Source organism: Hymenobacter sp. FMD4 (genome assembly GCF_058932745.1).
Window position 1 is genome coordinate 19,645 of record NZ_JBZYWH010000007.1, and the last position, 18,151, is coordinate 37,795.

Annotated in this window: 15 protein-coding genes; 10 read left to right on the plus strand and 5 right to left on the minus strand. The window is 60.2% G+C overall.

Annotated features, from left to right (window positions below; genetic code table 11):
• Positions 1-264 precede the first annotated feature (264 nt).
• The gene (locus AC5FXY_RS09015) at positions 265-1,707 is read left to right on the plus strand and encodes an amidohydrolase family protein (RefSeq protein WP_493556333.1); all 1,443 of its coding nucleotides are present in this window, start codon (positions 265-267) and stop codon (positions 1,705-1,707) included.
• A 204-nt stretch (positions 1,708-1,911) separates the two neighbouring features.
• Here the strand turns inward: AC5FXY_RS09015 and AC5FXY_RS09020 are convergent, their stop codons facing one another.
• From AC5FXY_RS09020 to AC5FXY_RS09030, 3 genes are all read right to left on the minus strand, one after another.
• Entirely contained in the window at positions 1,912-3,042 is a 1,131-nt protein-coding gene (locus AC5FXY_RS09020; RefSeq protein WP_493556334.1) for a PepSY-associated TM helix domain-containing protein, read from the minus strand.
• A gap of 168 nt (positions 3,043-3,210) precedes the next feature.
• Complete coding sequence (locus AC5FXY_RS09025) at positions 3,211-5,634, minus strand: TonB-dependent receptor domain-containing protein (protein WP_493556335.1); 2,424 nt, start codon at positions 5,632-5,634, stop codon at positions 3,211-3,213.
• Positions 5,635-6,023: 389 nt separating this feature from the next.
• Positions 6,024-7,106, minus strand: a complete 1,083-nt coding sequence (locus tag AC5FXY_RS09030) for a patatin-like phospholipase family protein (protein WP_493556336.1) — start codon at positions 7,104-7,106, stop codon at positions 6,024-6,026.
• Between the two features lie 156 nt (positions 7,107-7,262).
• Between AC5FXY_RS09030 and AC5FXY_RS09035 the strand changes: the two genes are divergently transcribed.
• The 5 genes from AC5FXY_RS09035 to AC5FXY_RS09055 all read left to right on the plus strand — a co-directional run bounded on the left by AC5FXY_RS09035 (position 7,263) and on the right by AC5FXY_RS09055 (position 12,402).
• Complete coding sequence (locus AC5FXY_RS09035; protein ID WP_493556337.1) at positions 7,263-8,261, plus strand: NAD-dependent epimerase/dehydratase family protein; 999 nt, start codon at positions 7,263-7,265, stop codon at positions 8,259-8,261.
• A 183-nt stretch (positions 8,262-8,444) separates the two neighbouring features.
• Entirely contained in the window at positions 8,445-9,176 is a 732-nt protein-coding gene (locus AC5FXY_RS09040) for a DUF3891 family protein (protein ID WP_493556338.1), read from the plus strand.
• 91 nt (positions 9,177-9,267) lie between these two features.
• Positions 9,268-10,239 carry a YihY/virulence factor BrkB family protein gene (locus tag AC5FXY_RS09045; RefSeq protein ID WP_493556339.1) on the plus strand — a complete coding sequence of 324 codons (972 nt, stop codon included), beginning with the start codon at positions 9,268-9,270 and terminating at the stop codon, positions 10,237-10,239.
• Positions 10,240-10,429: 190 nt separating this feature from the next.
• On the plus strand, positions 10,430-11,668 hold the full coding sequence (locus tag AC5FXY_RS09050; RefSeq protein ID WP_493556340.1) for a hypothetical protein: 1,239 nt from the start codon (positions 10,430-10,432) through the stop codon (positions 11,666-11,668).
• A gap of 62 nt (positions 11,669-11,730) precedes the next feature.
• A complete protein-coding gene (locus AC5FXY_RS09055; RefSeq protein WP_493556341.1) occupies positions 11,731-12,402 on the plus strand; it encodes a hypothetical protein in 672 nt (223 codons plus the stop codon).
• 76 nt (positions 12,403-12,478) lie between these two features.
• On the opposite strand, the gene rlmN is transcribed toward AC5FXY_RS09055, so the two are convergent.
• A complete protein-coding gene (gene rlmN, locus AC5FXY_RS09060; RefSeq protein WP_493556342.1) occupies positions 12,479-13,546 on the minus strand; it encodes a dual-specificity RNA methyltransferase RlmN in 1,068 nt (355 codons plus the stop codon).
• Positions 13,547-13,697: 151 nt separating this feature from the next.
• Between rlmN and moeB the strand changes: the two genes are divergently transcribed.
• Positions 13,698-14,774 carry a molybdopterin-synthase adenylyltransferase MoeB gene (moeB, locus tag AC5FXY_RS09065; protein WP_493556343.1) on the plus strand — a complete coding sequence of 359 codons (1,077 nt, stop codon included), beginning with the start codon at positions 13,698-13,700 and terminating at the stop codon, positions 14,772-14,774.
• A gap of 80 nt (positions 14,775-14,854) precedes the next feature.
• On the opposite strand, the gene AC5FXY_RS09070 is transcribed toward moeB, so the two are convergent.
• Positions 14,855-15,283 carry a thioesterase family protein gene (locus tag AC5FXY_RS09070; protein WP_493556344.1) on the minus strand — a complete coding sequence of 143 codons (429 nt, stop codon included), beginning with the start codon at positions 15,281-15,283 and terminating at the stop codon, positions 14,855-14,857.
• 26 nt (positions 15,284-15,309) lie between these two features.
• On the opposite strand from AC5FXY_RS09070, the gene mnmC2 reads away from it, so the two are divergent.
• The 3 genes from mnmC2 (at position 15,310) to AC5FXY_RS09085 (ending at position 18,130) form a co-directional block, all read left to right on the plus strand.
• On the plus strand, positions 15,310-16,011 hold the full coding sequence (gene mnmC2, locus AC5FXY_RS09075) for a tRNA (5-methylaminomethyl-2-thiouridine)(34)-methyltransferase MnmC2 (protein WP_493556345.1): 702 nt from the start codon (positions 15,310-15,312) through the stop codon (positions 16,009-16,011).
• A 97-nt stretch (positions 16,012-16,108) separates the two neighbouring features.
• Positions 16,109-16,969 carry an archaemetzincin gene (locus AC5FXY_RS09080; RefSeq protein WP_493556346.1) on the plus strand — a complete coding sequence of 287 codons (861 nt, stop codon included), beginning with the start codon at positions 16,109-16,111 and terminating at the stop codon, positions 16,967-16,969.
• 147 nt (positions 16,970-17,116) lie between these two features.
• Positions 17,117-18,130 (plus strand): hypothetical protein, encoded by a 1,014-nt coding sequence (locus AC5FXY_RS09085; protein WP_493556347.1) that lies wholly within the window; start codon positions 17,117-17,119, stop codon positions 18,128-18,130.
• The last annotated feature ends 21 nt before the right edge of the window (positions 18,131-18,151 follow it).

Sequence of the window (18,151 nt, forward strand, 5' to 3'; positions counted from 1 at the left end):
GAAAGTTGGTCCTGCGGAGTTGTACAAGCGTTGCGGGCGAGGCCGCTGCAATTGCTTTACACCGGGCCAGATGGAATGCCCGACTGCGCGGTTGCCTGCTCACATATTCATGTGATTATCAGCACCAAGACTAATTTGCCAATGACGAAGCAGTACAGGCACGGCGTCCATTGGCCACCGGCCTTGCCAGCTTTGGTTAGAAGCCCGGTGAAGCGGCCCCTGCGGCGTATACTTGCGCGCCGCCCCATCACTTCTGCTGCCCTTATGCGCCCTTCCCAACCAAGCCACCTGCTCCGCTTTGCCCTGGCCCTGCTCCTGCCCGCCGCGGCTCAGGCTCAGACCCAGCCGAGCTTTACTCCGCAAGTGCGCGAGTTTATCCGCACCGATGCCCCGCTGATTGCCCTCACCGATGCCAAGGTCATCGACGGCACTGGCCGCCCGGCGCAACTGCACCAAACCGTGCTGCTGCGCAACGGGCGCATTGAGCAAGTAGGCCCGCTGAAGAAGGTGAAGGTGCCCAAGGACGCGCAGGTCATCAACTGCGCCGGCAAGACGCTGATTCCGGGTTTCGTGATGCTGCACGAGCACTTGTACTACACCATGCCTACGGGCTCGTACTTCAACATTGCGCAGATGCCCTACTCTTTCCCGCGGCTGTACCTCGCGGGCGGGGCCACCACCATTCGCACGGCGGGCAGCATTGAGCCGCAGACCGACCTAGCCATCAAGCGCATGATCGGGGAAGGCAAGCTCATCGGGCCCGACATCGACGTGACGGCGCCCTACATGGAGGAGCCAGCCATGGACATTCCGGCCCTAAACACCATCAACGGGCCCGAAGACGCGGCGCGCACGGCCAGGTTCTGGGCCGACAAAGGCTGCACGTCTTATAAGATGTACATGCACGCCACCCGCGCCGATCTGGCGGCCGTGGTAAAGGAAGCCCACCAGCGCAACCTCAAAGTCACGGGGCACCTGTGCGCCATCAGCTACCGCGAAGCCGCCGAGCTGGGTATCGACAACCTGGAGCACGGCTTCATGGCCAGTTCCGACTTTGCCGCTGGCAAGCAGGCCGACAACTGTGACTACCCTGCGGCGCGCAAAGGCTTGCTCGGCTTGCCCGTCAACAGCCCCGAAATGCGCGACCTGATCAGCTTCCTCATCAGCAAGAAAGTGGCGCTGACTTCTACCCTGCCGGTGTTTGAGCCCTACACCGGCCGCGAAGTAGTGCTCGGCGGTGGCATGGAGGCCCTGATTCCGCAGTTGCAGGAACGCGAAACCAAAACCTGGCAGCAAAACCAAAACCGGGACTCGGCCAGCACGGCGCTGTTCAAGAAAGAAATGGCTTGGGAAAAGCAGTTCCACGACGCCGGCGGCCTACTCGTATCGGGCACTGACCCCACGGGTGCCGGCCGCACCATTGCGGGCTACTCCAACCGCCGCCAGGTAGAGCTGCTGGTGGAAGCGGGCTTTACCCCGGTGCAGGCCATCAAGATCAGCACGCTGAATGGCGCCATTTACCTGGGTCGCGAAAAGGAAATCGGGACCATCGAGGCCGGCAAGCAAGCCGATCTGGTGCTCGTCGATGGCGACCCGGAAAAGGACATTCAGCAGCTTCGCCGCACCGAAATCGTGTTCAAGCGCGGCGTCGGGTTTGATTCGAATAAGATTTTCGAATCGGTGAAAGGTAAGGTGGGGCTGAACTAGGGGTATGAACAGTAAGCTCGGAAAGGACTCAAAAAAACTTTCCAGCACGTCCTGCTGAGCGCAGTCGAAGCATCTCTACTGATAGTGACCTCAACGAAGCGGGAGAGATGCTTCGACAAGCTCAGCATGACGTGCTATTGCTTGTAGTTCACTCGACCCAAGTAACCCCGCTAGGCAAAAGCACCTGACAACACTATTGACCTACTACGCCACTGCCACGCGCGGCTTTTTCTTGGTCTTGTTGCGGCGGCCCCACCACACCAGCGTCCCGGTTACGGGCAGGCTGGCGGATATCAGGCTGGCCAGGAAAGCCAGAATCTTGCCCGGCAGGCCTAGCGCCTGCCCCACGTGCAGGTCGTAGTTGAGGTCGGTGAGTTTCTGACCGACGCTCTTGGTGACGTGCGGAATGCTTTTCAGCAGCTGGCCCGACGCGGGGTGGAAGTAGTACTCGTCGCGGCGGTCGTAGTGCAGCGACTCGGGGTAGGCTATGGCGTACACTGGCTGACTTTTGGGGCCCGGCGCCGCCACGTACACCATTTCGGCCTGCGGCGAGCCGCGGCGCACCTGCTGGTAAAACACGTCGATGAGCGGCTGGGCCGGCGCGGCAGCGGCTTGTAGCGTATCCACGGTGGGCGGCGCGTACTCGGCCGGGTAGTCGCGGCCTAGGTTGGCGGTCAGGTACACCGATTTCTGCACCCACTGAAAGGTCATCACCAAGCCCGTGAGGGCCAGGATAAGCGCGATGCTGGCAGCATAAAAGCCCAAGACGTTGTGCAGGTCGTAGTTGACGCGGCGCCACTTCGCGCCCCACTTGATGGTGAAGCTGCGGTGCCGGTCTTGCTTGCGCTTGGGCCACCACAGCACGATGCCCGTGCCCAGCATCAGCACAAAAATCAACACCGATATACCCACCACCCATTTGCCTACCGCTTCGGGCAGCAGCAGGTGCATGTGCAGCTCCTGCACGATGGTAAAAAAGTCGCGGTGCAGATTCAGGTGGCGCAGTTCCTGCCCGGTGTAGGGATTGACGAAGGTGGCAAATTCGACTTCCTGCTTATCGGTCCCGTACACGATGGCCGAGCGGTCGGGGCCCATGTAGAAAACCCAACTGCTCGTGACGGTCGGGTGGTTGCGGCAGGCTTCGGCCTGCAGCTGCGAGGGCGGCAACGGTTCCGAGTGGCTAATTTCCACCTTGCGCCACGGCTGGGTGGCGTCGCGGATTTCGTCCTGAAATACGAAGATGGCCCCGGTCAGGCTTACAATAAACACCACCAGCCCGGATGCCAACCCGAGCCAGAGGTGCAGTTTGCCAATGAGTTTCTTGAAGCGCGTCATGGGTGGCAAGCCTTGAATTCAACAGTTACTTTCTGGCTAGTTGTCGAGGACAGCCCAGGCTGATGTTGGCTTCGGCCGTTGTACAACCGACCGCCGAAGCCCAGCGTTTCACTCACCCTCCGCTGCCCGGTAGCCCGGGCTGCCCCGACAAAAAACTGTTCTGGCAGCCTAGAACTTGTAGGCCAGGCTGCCCACGAAGCTGCGCAGCGGCTGCGCGTTCATGGTAGTGTAGCCAATCCAGTACCGCTGGTTGGTGAGGTTGTCCACTTTGGCCGAGAAGCGGAAGTGGCTCATGTCGTAGAAGGCCGAGGCGTTGAGCACGGTGTAGGCCGGCAAAGTGAATTCGCCCAGGCTCACGCTGTTCATGATTTTGTTGTCGGAAGCGTAGTTGCCGCCGAAGCCGAAGCCCAGGCCCTTCACCACGTGGTCGGGCAGACGGTAGCTCAGCCACAGGTTGGCCAGCACCGGCGAAGAGGCCGTAGCCGGCCGGCGGCCGTTTACGTCGGCATCGGCGCGCAGCAGCTTGGAGTCGTTGTAGCTGAAGCCGGCCACGGCGTTGAAGCCCGGGAAGGGATTGGTAATAATGTCGACCTCCACGCCGCGGCTGCGCTGGGCCCCGTCCTGCACCTGCGTAAACTTGCGGGCTGCCGCGGGGTCGGGGTCAGCGCGCAGCAGGTTCTGCACCTCTATGTGGTAGTAGCTCACGGTGGCCGTTAGCTTGCCGTCGAAAGCATCCACTTTCACGCCGCCTTCCAGCTGATTGGCCGCTTCCAGCTTGGGGTTGCGCGTCACCACGCTGTCGGCATCGGTCACGTCGTAGGCCTGGTAGCTGCCGCGGTTGTTGAAGCTGTTCTGGTAGTTGGCAAACACCGACACCTTATCCTTCACCGGCTGGTACACCACCCCGAACTTGGGCGAAAGGGCTGTTTGGCGGAAGGGCTCTACAGCGCTGCCCACCAGCCCGCCCTGGTTTTCGAAGCGGTCCAGGCGCACGGCGGCCAGCACGCTCAGCCGCTCGGTGAGGTTCAGCACGTCGGAAGCGAAGGCGCTATAGGTATTTTTCTTGGTGGTGACGGGGTAGGTGAAGTCGGGCTGGCGGCTGGCGTACAGGGCCGCTAGGGAAGTGCCGTTGAAGCCGGAGTAATCAGCTTCGGAACCGTTCAGCGGCACGGCGTCGAACACGCTGCCAAAGAAGTTCTGGTCGGAATCGACGCGCAAAAAGTCCAGACCTACCACGGCGCGGTTGCGCAGGCGGCCCACGTTGAAGTCAGCGTTGAACAGCTGCTGCACCTCGTACACCTGGTTGCGGCTGTTGCGCGTAGATTGGTCGGCGCGGTTGACGAGCAAACCGCCGTTGGCGCCCGGCGAGAGGTAGAAGTACGGCCCGAAGCCGTCGGAGAAGCTGTGGCTGCTCGTCAGGTTGGTGGAGGAGGTGAAGCCCGGCGCGATGCGGTAATTTACTTGCCCAAACAGGTTGGTGCTGCGCGAGGCCTGCTCCAGGCCGCTGCCGGTGTACGACTGGCGGTAGTCGAGGGGCAGCTGATCGGCGCGGGTGGCGCCCAGCGAAGCGGCCGGGAAGTAGGAAAAGAAGATCTGCCTGCCCACGTTGCGGCCGCGCATCACTTCGGCATCTATGAGCACCGAGAGCCGGTCATTGGGTCGAAACAGCAGGCTTGGGGCCACCGCTATGCTGCGCGCAAAGCCTTGGCTCTGGAAGTTATCCTGGTACTGATAGGCCGTGTTCAGGCGGAAAGCCAGCGCCTGCCCCAGCGGCGTGTTCACATCGGCACTCACGCGGTGAAAACCGTAGCTGCCCGCCGCTACGGCCGCTTCGCCGCCAAACCGCTCGTAAGGTTTCTTGGTCACGCGGTTGATCAGGCCTCCGTACGAGGTGAGGGCCGAGCCGAACAAGGTTGCCGATGGGCCTTTGATGACTTCCAGCTTCTCCAGATTGGCCGCATCGATGCTGCTGGTCACGTTGCCGGCCAGGCCGTTGCGCAGCTGGCTCTGCACGATGAAGCCACGGGTGTTGTAGTAGGCGCCGCCGTCGCCGGCGCGGCCGGTGGCCTCCCACATCTTCTGCACGCCCGGGGCGTTGCGCATCGCGTCGTCGACGGAAAACACCAGCTGCTCGGCCAGCAGTTCTTTGCCCACAGTGGCGTACACCTGCGGGTTTTCGAGGTTTTTGAGCGGCATCTTGGCCACGTTGTCGGAACTGGGGCGGACGAAGCGGTTGATGCGGGCTCCGCTTACCACTACCTCTTTCAACTGCTGGGCATTTTCAGCCAGCACAAAGTCGAGGGTAGTGGGCTGGCCGTTGCTCACCGTGATGGTTTGTTCGGTGGTTTTCAGCCCCACGCCACTCACCACCACGGTGTATTCCCCGGCGCGTATGCGTTCCAGCGTGTACTGGCCGCGGCCGTTGGTGACGGTGCCGAGGGCTTTACCTTTCAGGCTGACGGTAACGGCCTCGGCCGGCGAGCCGTCTTGTGTGGTGATGGTACCCTGAATGGTACCGGCTTGCTGCGCCCACGCGGGTAGCGCACATGCCGAAACAAGGGCGGTAAGACTAAGTAGTTGGTGTGTGTTCATGCGGCGTATTATTTGGAATCATTCCAAAGAACACCCAAATAAAGAGCCTCAACCTTGATTAGTAAAACACCTACTTCATTTTATTATAAACTTATAACATCAGATTAGAAATGTTCTAAATAATAAGTGAGGTTAACGGGTGGATAAGCTTGGACTGATGCTTGCTCTCTAGTTGCCTTTTCGATGGTTAAGGAGCAGGTGATTCGCCGTTTCGCCTCGTGCAGTATGATGTAGTCGACCGTTTCTTTGACAACGCAAATAACCCGTCATGTCGAGCGTAGCCGAGACATGACGGGCCAGAGAAACAAAGACAACCAACTACCCCCACCCGCGCCGCTCCATGCCTGGAATTCACCTAGGGAGCGGAGCCAGCTGCTGTGTTTCATTCTTTAGCGCTGCACCTGCGCCCGCTGCATAAACGCCTGCACGCCGCGCCGGCCGCTATCCATGAGTTGCTGCTTTTGCGCATCGGGTATGCGCTTGATCTTTGGGTGAAAACCCATGGTGCTGATGCTGATGGTGCGCTGCCAATCCTGCGGCTGGGCTGGATTCAGGTTCTCGATGGCCACGTTGTAAAGCGCGCCGACATAAGACGGAAAGTTGTGAATGTCGTAGGCGGCAAGCTGCTGGCGGCCAGCGCCGGCGGTATCCAGCTGAATCTGCTCGGCGCGGTCGAGGCGTAGGCCTAAGGTTTCTGCGTTGAACACCCGACCGTGAGCATCGGGCACTGCGGCAGGGCCAGTAGTCAGGTAGCGGGGATGGTCGAAGAGGTCGATGGGATAATTGGCAAGCAAACCGCCGTCCACGAGCACCTGCACGGGCTGGTCTTTGGCAGGCTTGCCGTGCACCACGTGGCCATTGGCATCGAGCAGCACGGCCCGGAAGTACATCGGAATGCTCATCGAGATGCGCACGGCATCGGCTATCCGCATGCTGGGGTGCGTTTCATAGCTGAACACCTGCAGGCGCTGGGTGGTTAGGTTGGTGCCGGTGGTATACAAGTCACGGTAGCGGCCGGGCTGCTGCTGGGCCAGCTGGTGCAGCTCCCCCAGCGTCAGGTTGGGGTTGCCGGTTTTGCGGCCCACCAGCTCGCTGAGGTAACGGGCAAACTCGTCGCCGCGGTACCATCCGTACTGCTTTAGCAGGCGCGTGCTGCCGCCCACGAAGACGAAGCGGCCGTCGTTGAGCCGCTGCACCGGCGTGCGGTTTACGACTTCTACGATTTCGGCTGCCGAATAACCCACTGCCAGCAGCGCCGCCTGAATGGCGCCGGCCGAGGTGCCGCCTACCCGCTCAATGCCGCGCAGCACGCCTTGCTGCTCTAGCTCCTGCAGCGCGCCGCCGTAGGCAATGCCGCGGATGCCTCCGCCTTCCATTACGAGGTTCCGGTAGGGGGCTGGCGTTTGGGCCGAGGCCGTCCAAGCGGACCACATCAGCAGCGCTGCCGTATAAAAAAGCCGTTGGTAGTGCATGGTTTTAAGATACCGATTCCGAACGGGCAGTTGCAACTGCGGCCGCAAACTCCTGCCCCGCACACGCCGGCCGAGGCACGCGAAGTTGGTATCTTTGCCACCCAACTTGCGGAATTTTCCCCTGATCTGCTTTTCCCCACGCATTCCCCTTTTCGCATGAGCACAAATGGCACAGCCGACACGATTCTGGTAATTGGCGCCGGCGGACAACTGGGCTTCGAGCTCACCCACGAATTGCGCCAGATGTACGGCGCTTCCAACGTCATTGCGGCCGATGTACGCCTGCCCAAGCACCCAGAGCTGGCCGAGGCCGGCCCCTTCGTGCAGCTCGACGTACTCGACCGCGCGGGCCTGGCCGACGTGATGCAGCGCCACAAGCCTAAGCAGATCTACCACTTGGCGGCCCTGCTCTCGGCCACGGCCGAGAAGAACCCCAAGTTTGGCTGGGAGCTGAATATGGACGGCCTGTTCAACGTGCTCGACGCTGCCGTAGAACACGGCACCGGCCGCGTGTACTGGCCCAGCAGCATTGCCGTGTTCGGCCCGAATACGCCCCGCGACAACACCCCGCAGTACACCGTGATGGACCCCGGTACCATTTACGGCATCAGCAAGCAAGCTGGTGAGCTGTGGCTCGACTGGTACTTCCGCAAGCACGGCCTGGACGTGCGCAGCCTGCGCTACCCCGGCCTCATCGGCTATAAGTCGCTGCCCGGCGGCGGCACCACTGATTACGCCGTCGACATCTACCACCACGCCGTGCACGGCCTGCCTTACCAGTGCTTCCTGCAGGAGGACACTTACCTGCCGATGATGTACATGCCCGATGCGCTGAAGGCCACCCTGGACCTGATGCACGCTCCGGCCGAGCAGATTAAAATCCGCACTTCGTACAACCTCGGCGCCATGAGCTTCTCGCCGCGCGAAATCACGGCCAGCATTCAGCAGCACCTGCCCGGTTTCCAGGTGACGTACCAGCCCGATTCGCGCCAGCAGATTGCCGATTCCTGGCCTAAGAGCATCGACGACTCGCGCGCCCGCGAAGACTGGGGCTGGACGCCTGCTTTCGACCTCGCCGCCATGACGGCCGACATGCTCCAGCACCTGCAAGACGAGCCGCAGTACCTTGCCCCACTGGTAGCGGAGGCAAAGTAGGGTCCCACACGAATGTAGCGCGAACTTGGTAGTCCGCGTCCCCGGATACTAATCTTAATCGTCAATTCAACGATTAGAGGATTTTATCTACGGACGCGGGCTACCAAGTTCGCGCTACTGCTTTTACATCGTTCTGGCCCAATGCACGTACCAGAAGCGCAAGCCCTAAGCTTCCGCTTCGCTATGATTGTCAACTACACCACCGACGGGTGGCAGATCATCTACCAGCAGGCCCACGCCCTGCTGGCCACGCAGCTCATGTTTCAGTGGCCCAGCTTCATGCCGCTGGACCGATGGGTGGGCCTGCTTACCGCCGTGGCCCAGCACGACGACGGCCAGCGCCGCTGGGATGGCCGCTACGCCCTCACGCCCACCGGTGCGCCTGCCGACTTCACCATGAAGGACTTCGCGCTGGAGCAGGCCACCGAAGTCATGCGGCAAGCCAAGTTCCAGGGCCGCTGGCGCAGCCTGCTCACCAGCATGCACATGAGCTTTTTATACGAGGAGCTGCGCGGTCAGAAAAAGGAGACCGATGCTTTTCTGGACGAGCAGCGCCAGTGCCAACAGCGCTGGCGCCGGGAGCTAAAAATCAAGCAAGACGAAGCCCAACAGGCCTACGCCCTGCTGCAGTGGTGCGACCGGCTGTCCCTTATTCTCTGCCGCCGCGAGTTGCCCGAGATGGACCGCGCCCTGGAAATCAGTCTCGGCCCCGATGGCCGCCGCTACGACGTGCGCCAACGCTCCACCGACGAGTCGCTGAGCATAGAGCCGTGGCCCTTCGCAGCTGAGGCCTTCGCTGTGTCGGTAGAAGCCTCGGTGCTCCGCCAGTTGCAGTTCCACGACGACACCGAGCTGAGCAATGCACTCAAAGAAGCACCCATTCAGACGCTAACCTGGCAGCTACGCCGGGGCTAGCTCCCAAACGAAACCAGATTAGGACCGTACTACGGCACAGGCCTGATACCCGCATCGGTCATGGGCTGGCTAAGCCAAATCCCCTTTTAGTATGGCTACTTCATCGTTTCGACTTTCCTCCCTGCTGGGCTTGTTCAAGTCTACCGCCGGTGAGTTTATGGAAAACAACTCGCTGCGCCTCGCCGGAGCGTTGGCTTACAACGCCATTTTTTCCATTCCGCCGCTGCTGCTTATCGTCATTGCCGCCGCGGGCTCGTTGTTTGGGGAAGAAGCCGTAGAGGGCCGCCTCATGGAACAGCTCAGTGGCCTGGTCAGTCCCGACGCGGCCAAGACTATCCAGGAATCGATAAGCAGCTTTCACCAGCAGCAAAAAGGCGGCGTAGCAGCTTTAGTGGGCATCGGCACGCTGATTTTCGCCGCCACCACGTTTTTTGTCACGCTGCAGGAAAGCATCAACAGCATCTGGAATCTGAAGGCCAAACCAGTCAATGGTTTTGTGGGCTTTTTGAAGGCCCGCGTCCTTTCTTTCGGACTCATTCTGAGCGTCGCCCTGCTCATGCTGATTTCCTTTGTGGTCAGCGCCCTGCTTACCGTCTTCACCGACTACCTGCGCGAGCTATTGCCAGGCATAGCCGTCTTCTTTATTCGCCTGGTTGATTTTCTGCTGTCCCTGGGCGTTACCACAGCCCTGTTCGCGCTGATCTACCGCTTTCTGCCCGACGCCATCATTCGCTGGCGCGACGTGTGGACGGGCGCCCTCATTACGGCGCTGTTGTTTGTCATCGGCAAGTACCTCATTACCTTCTACATCTCCACCGCCGACCCTGGCTCTGCCTTTGGAGCCGCCGGTTCTCTCATTGTGCTGCTGGTGTGGATTTACTATTCTTCGCTGATCATTTTCTTCGGCGCTGAGTTTACCCAGCAGTACGCCGACTGCTTTGGCCAGCACGTGCAGCCCAAAGTACATGCCGTGCGCGTAGAGCTGCGCGAAATACCGCCGGGAGAGTCCAAGGAAGAACTGAATACCGGGCGCCCACACGCCGAAGGGAAGTGGCGTAATTAAAAGTCAGCTTCTTGTATTACTTCAGCCCTTGCTTTGCGCCTGTTAATGGCTATGACACTCATAAACGCATCATTTTCGCCGCTGAGTGTCCATTTTCTAAAGTCTGAAACCATGACTTTATTATAGGAGCTGCGCATTGGAGTATACTGCCGAATGGATACGTTTGGCAGTACACTTTACTCCTCGCAGTATGCGGCCTCTTTTACCAGTAAGTCGGGTTTTATTTTTACTGCTGCTATTGCTGGTCAGCAGTCAGCTGCAGGCTCAGACGCCGGGCACGCGGCGCTTGGTAATCAGCTCGGCGGTAGGTCCAGTTATCGACCGCGACGAAAAGGCGGCCTATCAGCTTTTCCCTTATTACTCGGCCAAGGAATTTGTCGAGGCCACCTTCGAGCAAACTTTGGCTCCCGACAGTGCGCTATTTCTGCGCACCACGCTTACCGATGGCCGAACGCTGCTGCGCCCCTTCTCGTCGCTGGAGTACTTCGAAACCCGCAAGCGGATAGAAGCCCAGGTGCAGCGCCAACGGCCCACCGCGAGTATCAGCCCAGCGCTGGTAGACTCTTTGGGTCAAACCTACCGGGTTACTCTGCGCTCCGGCACCACCTTCGCCGGCCGGCTGCAGGCCGTTCGGCCGCAGGAGCTGGAATTTTCCAGCAGTGAGCCAGGCGCCGTTATTGTTGCCCGCAGCCAGATTAAGTCCATGGAACTGGTGCCAGCCGTGGAAGCTACCGACGCCCTGCGGCACCCCTCGTGGGGCTATGTAGGCAATGGCACCCGCGTCTTCTTTGCGCCCACGGCCCGCAACCTACGGGCGGGCGAAGGCTACGCCCAGGTCATCTCCATCTTCCTGCTAGGTGTCAACTACGGCCTCTCCGACAACTTTTCGTTTGGCATGCTAGCATCGGCTATTCCTGGCATCGGGCTCGGCAACCAGCTGATAGCTTTCACGCCTAAATTCAGCGCCCCCGTCAGCAAAGACTTCAGCGTGGGCGCCGGCGTGCTCTACGCTCGCATTCCCAGCTTCGACAGCTACCGCAGTGGCTACGGTGCGGGCATTGCATACGGCCTAACCACGTACGGTAGCGCCGACAACAACCTGACCTTTGGCCTGGGCTATGGCTTTTCAGGAGGCCGTGACAACTCGCAGGGCTTCGGCAAGTCGCCGGTAGCGGTGCTGAGCGGCGCTACCCGCGTCAGCAAGCGGCTGTCACTCATGTCTGAAAACTACCTGCTTACCTCCGGCTCGGGCGGCATGGCCGGCCTGTACGGCGTACGCCTGAACTGGCCCCGCACCACCTTCGGCATCGGCTCGTTTTACGTAGCGCCGTTTGAGGGCGACGGCGCCTTCGGTTACCTCTATCCGGTGTACCTTGATCTGGCGTTACGCTTCGGCACCACCGCACGGCGGGGAACGGACAAACCATGACAGTATGATTATGCCCGGGCTATATTGTCCGCTACTTAGCCGTTCGTTATAGCCCTCCGCTGATGCAAGCTCTGATATTCGCTCTGGCCCTCGTGAGCTGCCTGCTCTGCTCGTTTGTTCCGAGCCGGGCCACTTCCTTCAGCCCACCGGATTCCATAGCGGGCCAAACGCGGCTAGTGCGACGCATTGCGGCCGATGCTTGCCACCGCCTGGGCACCCCGCCTCGCTCCCTGACCGCCGCCCAGGCTCAGAAGCAAATGGATGAGGCTGTGGCTGCTGCTATTACCAAGCACCACACAGCTGCTGAACGGCTGAGCCGCCAAGCCAAATCCGCCGACGCTGGCCGGCGCTTCCTTAACGGATTGCCCACCGCGGTGGCGTTGCGACTGGTGCAAACCTGCCCGGCCGGCTGGCAGTTGTACGACGTGTTCAGCCACAGCATAGCCGAGGGCAGCCCAGCCGATAAGCTTCACCAAGCCATCGGCAAGGACTTGTGCGAAAGCCTGACCCGGCACCAGGCAAACCCTGACTTTGCCCAACGTACGCCGGCCGAGCGCATGGAGCTTTTTCGTACCGATTTTATGCGCGTCGTCGGTACCCATGACCAACAGATCATGGCAGTATATGGCGCTCAGGCCAGTAGCCCGGAAGCCATCGAAACCATCAGTGTGCAGACCCTGGCCTATATGAAAGAGCATTGTCCACAGGCCATGATGGCGCTTGTGCGGCAGTGAAATCCGGAAACCTCAGGCAACAAAAAGCCCCGCGACCAACAATTGGCCGCGGGGCTTTTCAATGGGTGCTGACAGCTTACGCCGGCTGGCCTTCCTTGGTAGCCAGCTGCCCGCAGGCCGCGTCAATGTCCTTGCCGCGCGAACGGCGCACGTTTACTTGCACGCCGCGGTCGGCGAGGTACTTCATGAAGGGCACGAGGCGGTCTTCTTGCGCGTTGAGGAAGGCGGCCGGCGCAATGGGGTTGTATTCGATGAGGTTCACCTTGCAGGGAATCCACTTCGTGATTTCCAGCAGCGCCTTGGCGTCTTCGATGGAGTCGTTGAAGTTATCGAACACGATGTACTCGTAGGTAACCATGCGGCCCGTTACCTGGTGATAGTGCTGCAACGCTTCCTTCAGCACCGGCAGCGAGTTCGACTCGTTGATGGGCATGATGGTGTTACGCTTCTCGTCGGTGGGGGCGTGCAGCGAGAGGGCGAGATTGGCTTTGAAACCGTCGTCGGCCAGCTTCTTGATCATCTTGGAGATGCCGGCGGTGCTCACCGTAAGGCGGCGAGCAGCCATGCCCAGGCCTTCCTTGTTGTCGGTGATGCGCTCCACGCTTTTCAGCACATTGGCGTAGTTCAGAAGCGGCTCGCCCATGCCCATATACACGATGTTGGTGAGCGGCTTGCCGAAGTGCTCCTCAGCCTGCTGGGCAATGATGGCCACCTGGTCGAAGATTTCGGCCGCGTCGATGTTGCGCTTGCGCTCCATGTAGCCGGTAGCGCAGAACTTACACGTGAGCGAGCAGCCCACCTGCGACGATATGCAAGCCGTCATGCGGTCATCTTTCGGGATGAGCACACCCTCCACAAGATTGCCGTCGTGCAGGCGGAAGGCATACTTGATGGTGCCGTCCGTGCTTTGCTGCTGGGTATGGATCTGCACCGAATTGATGGTGAAGTGCGCATCCAGCAACTCGCGGGTGCTCAGCGAGATGTTGTTCATCTCCGCAAACGAGTGGGCCACGTTGCGCCACAGCCACTCCATCACCTGTTTGGCGCGGAAAGGCTTTTCGCCGTGCTCCACAAAGAAAGCTTTCAGCTCGTCGAGCGTGAGTTTGCGGATGTCGCGTTTGGTGACGATGGGCAGCGTAATCATAGTACAAAGGTACAACCAAACAGCCGCTTAGGTTCCAGTCACACGGCGAACAGGCAACCGATTTGGCAAAGCCGTGGTTTATCACCTAGCCGCCACCAATTCACAGCGCTGTATGTAGTTATGAGGCGGGCGCTTACCTTTCCTGCTTCCCATGCTCTCCCCTGCCGAACTCCGCCGCTACGACCGTCACCTGCGCCTGCCCGAAATTGGGCTGGCTGGTCAGCATCAGCTTAAAGCCGCCCGTGTGCTAGTAGTGGGCTGCGGCGGGCTGGGCTGCCCGGTGCTGCTGTACCTGGCCGCCGCCGGCGTGGGCACACTGGGCCTGGTCGACGCCGACGTGGTGGACGAAACCAACCTGCAGCGCCAGGTACTCTACGCTACCGCCGACGTGGGCCGCCCCAAAGCCGCAGCCGCAGCCGAGAAGCTGCAGGCCCACAACCCGCACATCGAGCTACGGGTGCTGCCGGTGCGGCTATCGGCCGCCAATGCGCTGACGGTGCTGCCGGATTATGATGTGGTGGTCGATTGCACCGACAACTTTGCCACCCGTTACCTGCTCAACGATGCTTGCGTGCTACTGGGCAAGCCGCTGGTGTACGGGGCCATCTTCAAGTTCGACGGGCAGGTATCGGTGTTCAATTATCAGGAAGGCCCCACCTACCGCTGCCTGTTTCCCGAGCCGCCGCGCCCCGGCGAGGTGCCCAACTGCGCTGAAATCGGGGTACTGGGCGTGCTACCGGGCATCGTGGGCACGCTGCAGGCCAACGAGGTGCTAAAGATCCTTACCGGCACCGGCGAGGTGCTCAGCGGCCGGCTGCTCTCCTTGGATGCGCTGAGGCTGCACTTCCACACGTTGCGTTTCCGCTTGGTGCCCGCCAACCGCAACGTCTCCGGGTTGATCGATTACGAAGAGTTTTGCGGCGAGAAGCTGTCGGCTGAGGCTTCGGTACCAGAAATCAGTGCCGCCGAGCTAAAACAGAAGCTGCAAGCCCAGGAGCCTTTGCTTCTTCTGGATGTGCGCGAACCGCACGAACACGCCATTCGGCACATCGGGGGCCGGCTGGTTCCGCTGGGCCGGCTCGCCGATGCGTTGCCCTCGCTGCCTCGGGAACTGCCTATTGTGGTGCACTGCGCCAGTGGCCGCCGCAGCCAGCAGGCCGTACGCCTGCTGTTGCAGCACGGCTTCGGGCAAGTGGCGTCGTTACAGAATGGGCTGGCCGACTGGTAACGGTCGTAGCGACCTGACCGTCTTTCGTTGCGACTACTGCAACAGGCCCGGCGGGTTCGGCGAATAATTGCCGCGCTGCACTAGTCAGCCAATAAGCGGGCAGCGGCCTCCTCGGGCAGCGCGGCGAGTTTGCGCGTGTTGTAGTCGAAGCACAGCATGCCCGTTTTAGCCCGCGCAATTTCGCGGCCGGTGGTGGTGTGCAGGTGGTAGGCGAGGTCGAAGCCGTACTTGTGCAGGTCGGTGGCAGCCATTTGCACGCGCAACACGTCGCCGTAAAAGCCTTCACTCTTGTACTCCACCGCCAGATCGGCCATGATCATGCCCTGTTTGGTGGCAGGGTCGAACTCGGCCAGCTGCATGCGTTGCAGAAACTGCACCCGCGCTTCGTGCAGCAAGCTCACGAGGGCATCGTTGCCGAGATGGGCGCCGTAATTGAGGTCGGTGATGCGCACGGGCAGCTCCACGGTAACTGAAAACGACGCGGGCAAGGCTACTTTTACGCGGGCCATAGGCTAGGGAATTCGAAGGCTGAGTAATGAAAGCGGAATCGGAAAACGACGTTACAAAAGTAGAAGTCCGGCAGACGGGTGACGGTTCGAGCACCTTGTACGTGCCGGCGCTGGATGAGCACTACCACTCCACCCACGGCGCGCTGCAGGAATCGGTGCACGTATTCATCCGGGCCGGGCTGGAGCCGCTGCTGCTCACCGCCGACCGCCCGCTGCACATCCTGGAAGTGGGCCTCGGCACGGGCCTAAACGCGCTACTCACGCTGCAGCGCAGCCTCGCCGCCCGCGTGCGCCTGCACTACGACGCCGTAGAAACCTTTCCCCTGCCGCCCGACATCGTGCAGCAGCTCGGCGTGGAGCGCTATGTGCTCAACCCTGAACTGCTCGACTTGCACCAGCAGCTGCACACCGCGCCCTGGAACACGCCCGTAGACCTGACCGCGCACTTCGAGCTGCGCAAGCTGCACGTAGCGCTGCAGCAGGCCCACCTGCCGCCCAACCATTACGAGCTGATTTATTTCGACGCTTTCGCGCCCGAAAAGCAGCCGGATATGTGGACCGAAGCCGTGTTTCAGCAGCTTTACGATGCCACTGCCCGTGGCGGCCGCTTGGTGAGCTACTGCGCTAAAGGTTCTTTCAAGCGCAGTCTGAAGGCCGCTGGCTGGGAAGTAGAAGCCCTGCCTGGCCCGCCCGGCAAGCGCGAGATGACGCGGGCTTGGAAGCGGTAATAATTCCGCTTCATTTAAATTAAGCTAATAGGGCCTAAGCCACTAAATGCGCGGACCCGATGAATACTCGTGAATGATAAGCTTCTTTGTAACGGCTGTGCTTCTTGCCAAATCACTGCTTCACCACGACCAGGTAGCGGAGCAGGATGGACGCTATTTCGCGGCCGTAGCAACTAACGATGTTCGTCTCCCGAAGCCCAAGCTAGGCGAATGGCTGTACGAACACCCGGAGCCAGGGCAAAGCCTAGAGCAGTACCAAGCCGCCGCTCCCGTACGGCCTGACAGCGTGGTACACACCATCTATCTGAAACCCATCGGCCAGTTTTCGCCCCTACAGCTGCAAGTCCTGGCCACGACGCGCCAATACCTTTCCCTGTTCTATCAGTGCCGAGTGGAGGTGCAGGAAGCTAGCCTTCCGCAGATTCCGCCCGCAGCCAAACGTCGTCGGGGCCGCCATGCGCAAGTCTTAGCCCCTTACCTCCTCCACACGCAGCTCGAGGGCCAGCTTCCGCCGGCAGGATTGGCCATGATGGGTTTCTGCCCTTACGACTTGTACCCCAAAGCTGACTGGAACTATGTGTTCGGCCTGGCTTCGTACAAGGACCGGGTAGGCATTACCTCGCTCTACAGGCTGCAGAATGAGCAGCTTACCCCGGCCAACTACTCTCTAACCCTGACTAGGCTTGTCAACTTATCGTCCCACGAAATTGGGCATATGCTAGCGCTGCGCCACTGCACCTATGCCCGATGTGTAATGAACGGCACCAACAGCCTCGCCGAAACTGACGCAACGCCCAACCGGTTATGCTCCCAATGCCAACAGAAGCTGCATTGGAATTTGCGTTACGATAATCGACAGCGGTTGAAGCAGCTGGCTGCCTTTTTCAAGGAACATCAGCTCAAGCGCGACTACCGCCTAGCTCGGCAGGATTTACGGCAAGTGGATAAAACGCGATAAACTTTGCTAGCCGTTAGCTTTCCATTCAGTTTCTTTCGGGTAGCTCAGCCACTCTACGCTGCAGTTCTGTATCCTCGCCTTTACCGAAATGATGCCCTCATTGAGCTATCAACCACATGAAGCATTATCCCTTTTGCCTTGTTACCTATGAAAAAACTACTGGTTCTCCCGTGCTTGGCGCTGACGCTGGAGGCCCGCGCCCAAAGCCCCGAATTCACTGTGCAGCGCCTGTCGTTTCCGCCGGAAATTACTTACTTCGACAACCAGTTTTCGGGGCTGTACATCCACAAAGGCCAGCTGTTTCTGCTCTCGGAAAGCCGCTTGCAGGACAAGGCTGAGGCCAAGCTATACGCCATTCGCCTCGCCGACCTCGACCGCAAAATGGCCGACACCAGCTACGTGCTGCCCTTCCGCAAGTATCCTTTGCAGCACCTGGAGGCTGCCCGCCGCCAGATGCAGGTCGCTGGGCAGAGCTACGAAGGCTTGGAAGCCTTGATCATCGATGGCAACGACGTGTACCTCTCCGTCGAAACGGAAACCAACTCCCCGCTGAGCTACCTGCTCAAGGGCAAACTAACCGATGCGGGCGTGGTCCTGCAGGAAAACTTCTTGCTGCCCATCACCAAGCCCAAAGCGGCCGATGGCACGCCCCTCTACAATGCTGCCTTCGAGGCCGTGGCGAAACACCGCAAGAGCCTGTACTCCTTTTTCGAATACAACTACTTTCCCACCGCCAATCTCGTCAGTCGCATTCCGCTGCGGCGGTTGACCAGCAACACACCCGTCAGTACGACCACCATCAGCCGGTTGCCTTTCCGCATTACCGACATCACAGCCACTGGCCGCAACCGTTTCACGGCTATCAATTACTTTTTTAGCGGCGGCGGGGCCGATACGCTATACCGCGTTCCGCCGCAGGACCAAGCGGCTGATCAGCTGATTCGTAACGGCGCCACTTACCGCAGCTACACCCGGCTGATTGAGCTAGAGCTGAAGGACGGCCGGTTTACCTGGCAGCCACTTTGGCCATTTCCCGAAGAGTACTGGGGCTATAATTGGGAAGGCATTGCGGCTTACCGCCAGGGCTATTTCGTATTGAACGACAAGTACACGCCACGCAAGCCTTACCAATCCACGCTCCTGTACTTGCGCCGCAAATAGGCCTGCTTCGGTCGGCTGCAG

Excerpts from the sequence above, each read along its gene's own strand:
- AC5FXY_RS09015 (WP_493556333.1), top strand. The coding sequence starts at position 265 with ATGCGCCCTTCCCAACCAAGCCACCTGCTCCGCTTTGCCCTGGCCCTG.
- AC5FXY_RS09020 (WP_493556334.1), bottom strand. The coding sequence starts at position 3,042 with ATGACGCGCTTCAAGAAACTCATTGGCAAACTGCACCTCTGGCTCGGG.
- AC5FXY_RS09025 (WP_493556335.1), bottom strand. The coding sequence starts at position 5,634 with ATGAACACACACCAACTACTTAGTCTTACCGCCCTTGTTTCGGCATGT.
- AC5FXY_RS09030 (WP_493556336.1), bottom strand. The coding sequence starts at position 7,106 with ATGCACTACCAACGGCTTTTTTATACGGCAGCGCTGCTGATGTGGTCC.
- AC5FXY_RS09035 (WP_493556337.1), top strand. The coding sequence starts at position 7,263 with ATGAGCACAAATGGCACAGCCGACACGATTCTGGTAATTGGCGCCGGC.
- AC5FXY_RS09040 (WP_493556338.1), top strand. The coding sequence starts at position 8,445 with ATGATTGTCAACTACACCACCGACGGGTGGCAGATCATCTACCAGCAG.
- AC5FXY_RS09045 (WP_493556339.1), top strand. The coding sequence starts at position 9,268 with ATGGCTACTTCATCGTTTCGACTTTCCTCCCTGCTGGGCTTGTTCAAG.
- AC5FXY_RS09050 (WP_493556340.1), top strand. The coding sequence starts at position 10,430 with ATGCGGCCTCTTTTACCAGTAAGTCGGGTTTTATTTTTACTGCTGCTA.
- AC5FXY_RS09055 (WP_493556341.1), top strand. The coding sequence starts at position 11,731 with ATGCAAGCTCTGATATTCGCTCTGGCCCTCGTGAGCTGCCTGCTCTGC.
- rlmN (WP_493556342.1), bottom strand. The coding sequence starts at position 13,546 with ATGATTACGCTGCCCATCGTCACCAAACGCGACATCCGCAAACTCACG.
- moeB (WP_493556343.1), top strand. The coding sequence starts at position 13,698 with ATGCTCTCCCCTGCCGAACTCCGCCGCTACGACCGTCACCTGCGCCTG.
- AC5FXY_RS09070 (WP_493556344.1), bottom strand. The coding sequence starts at position 15,283 with ATGGCCCGCGTAAAAGTAGCCTTGCCCGCGTCGTTTTCAGTTACCGTG.
- mnmC2 (WP_493556345.1), top strand. The coding sequence starts at position 15,310 with ATGAAAGCGGAATCGGAAAACGACGTTACAAAAGTAGAAGTCCGGCAG.
- AC5FXY_RS09085 (WP_493556347.1), top strand. The coding sequence starts at position 17,117 with ATGAAAAAACTACTGGTTCTCCCGTGCTTGGCGCTGACGCTGGAGGCC.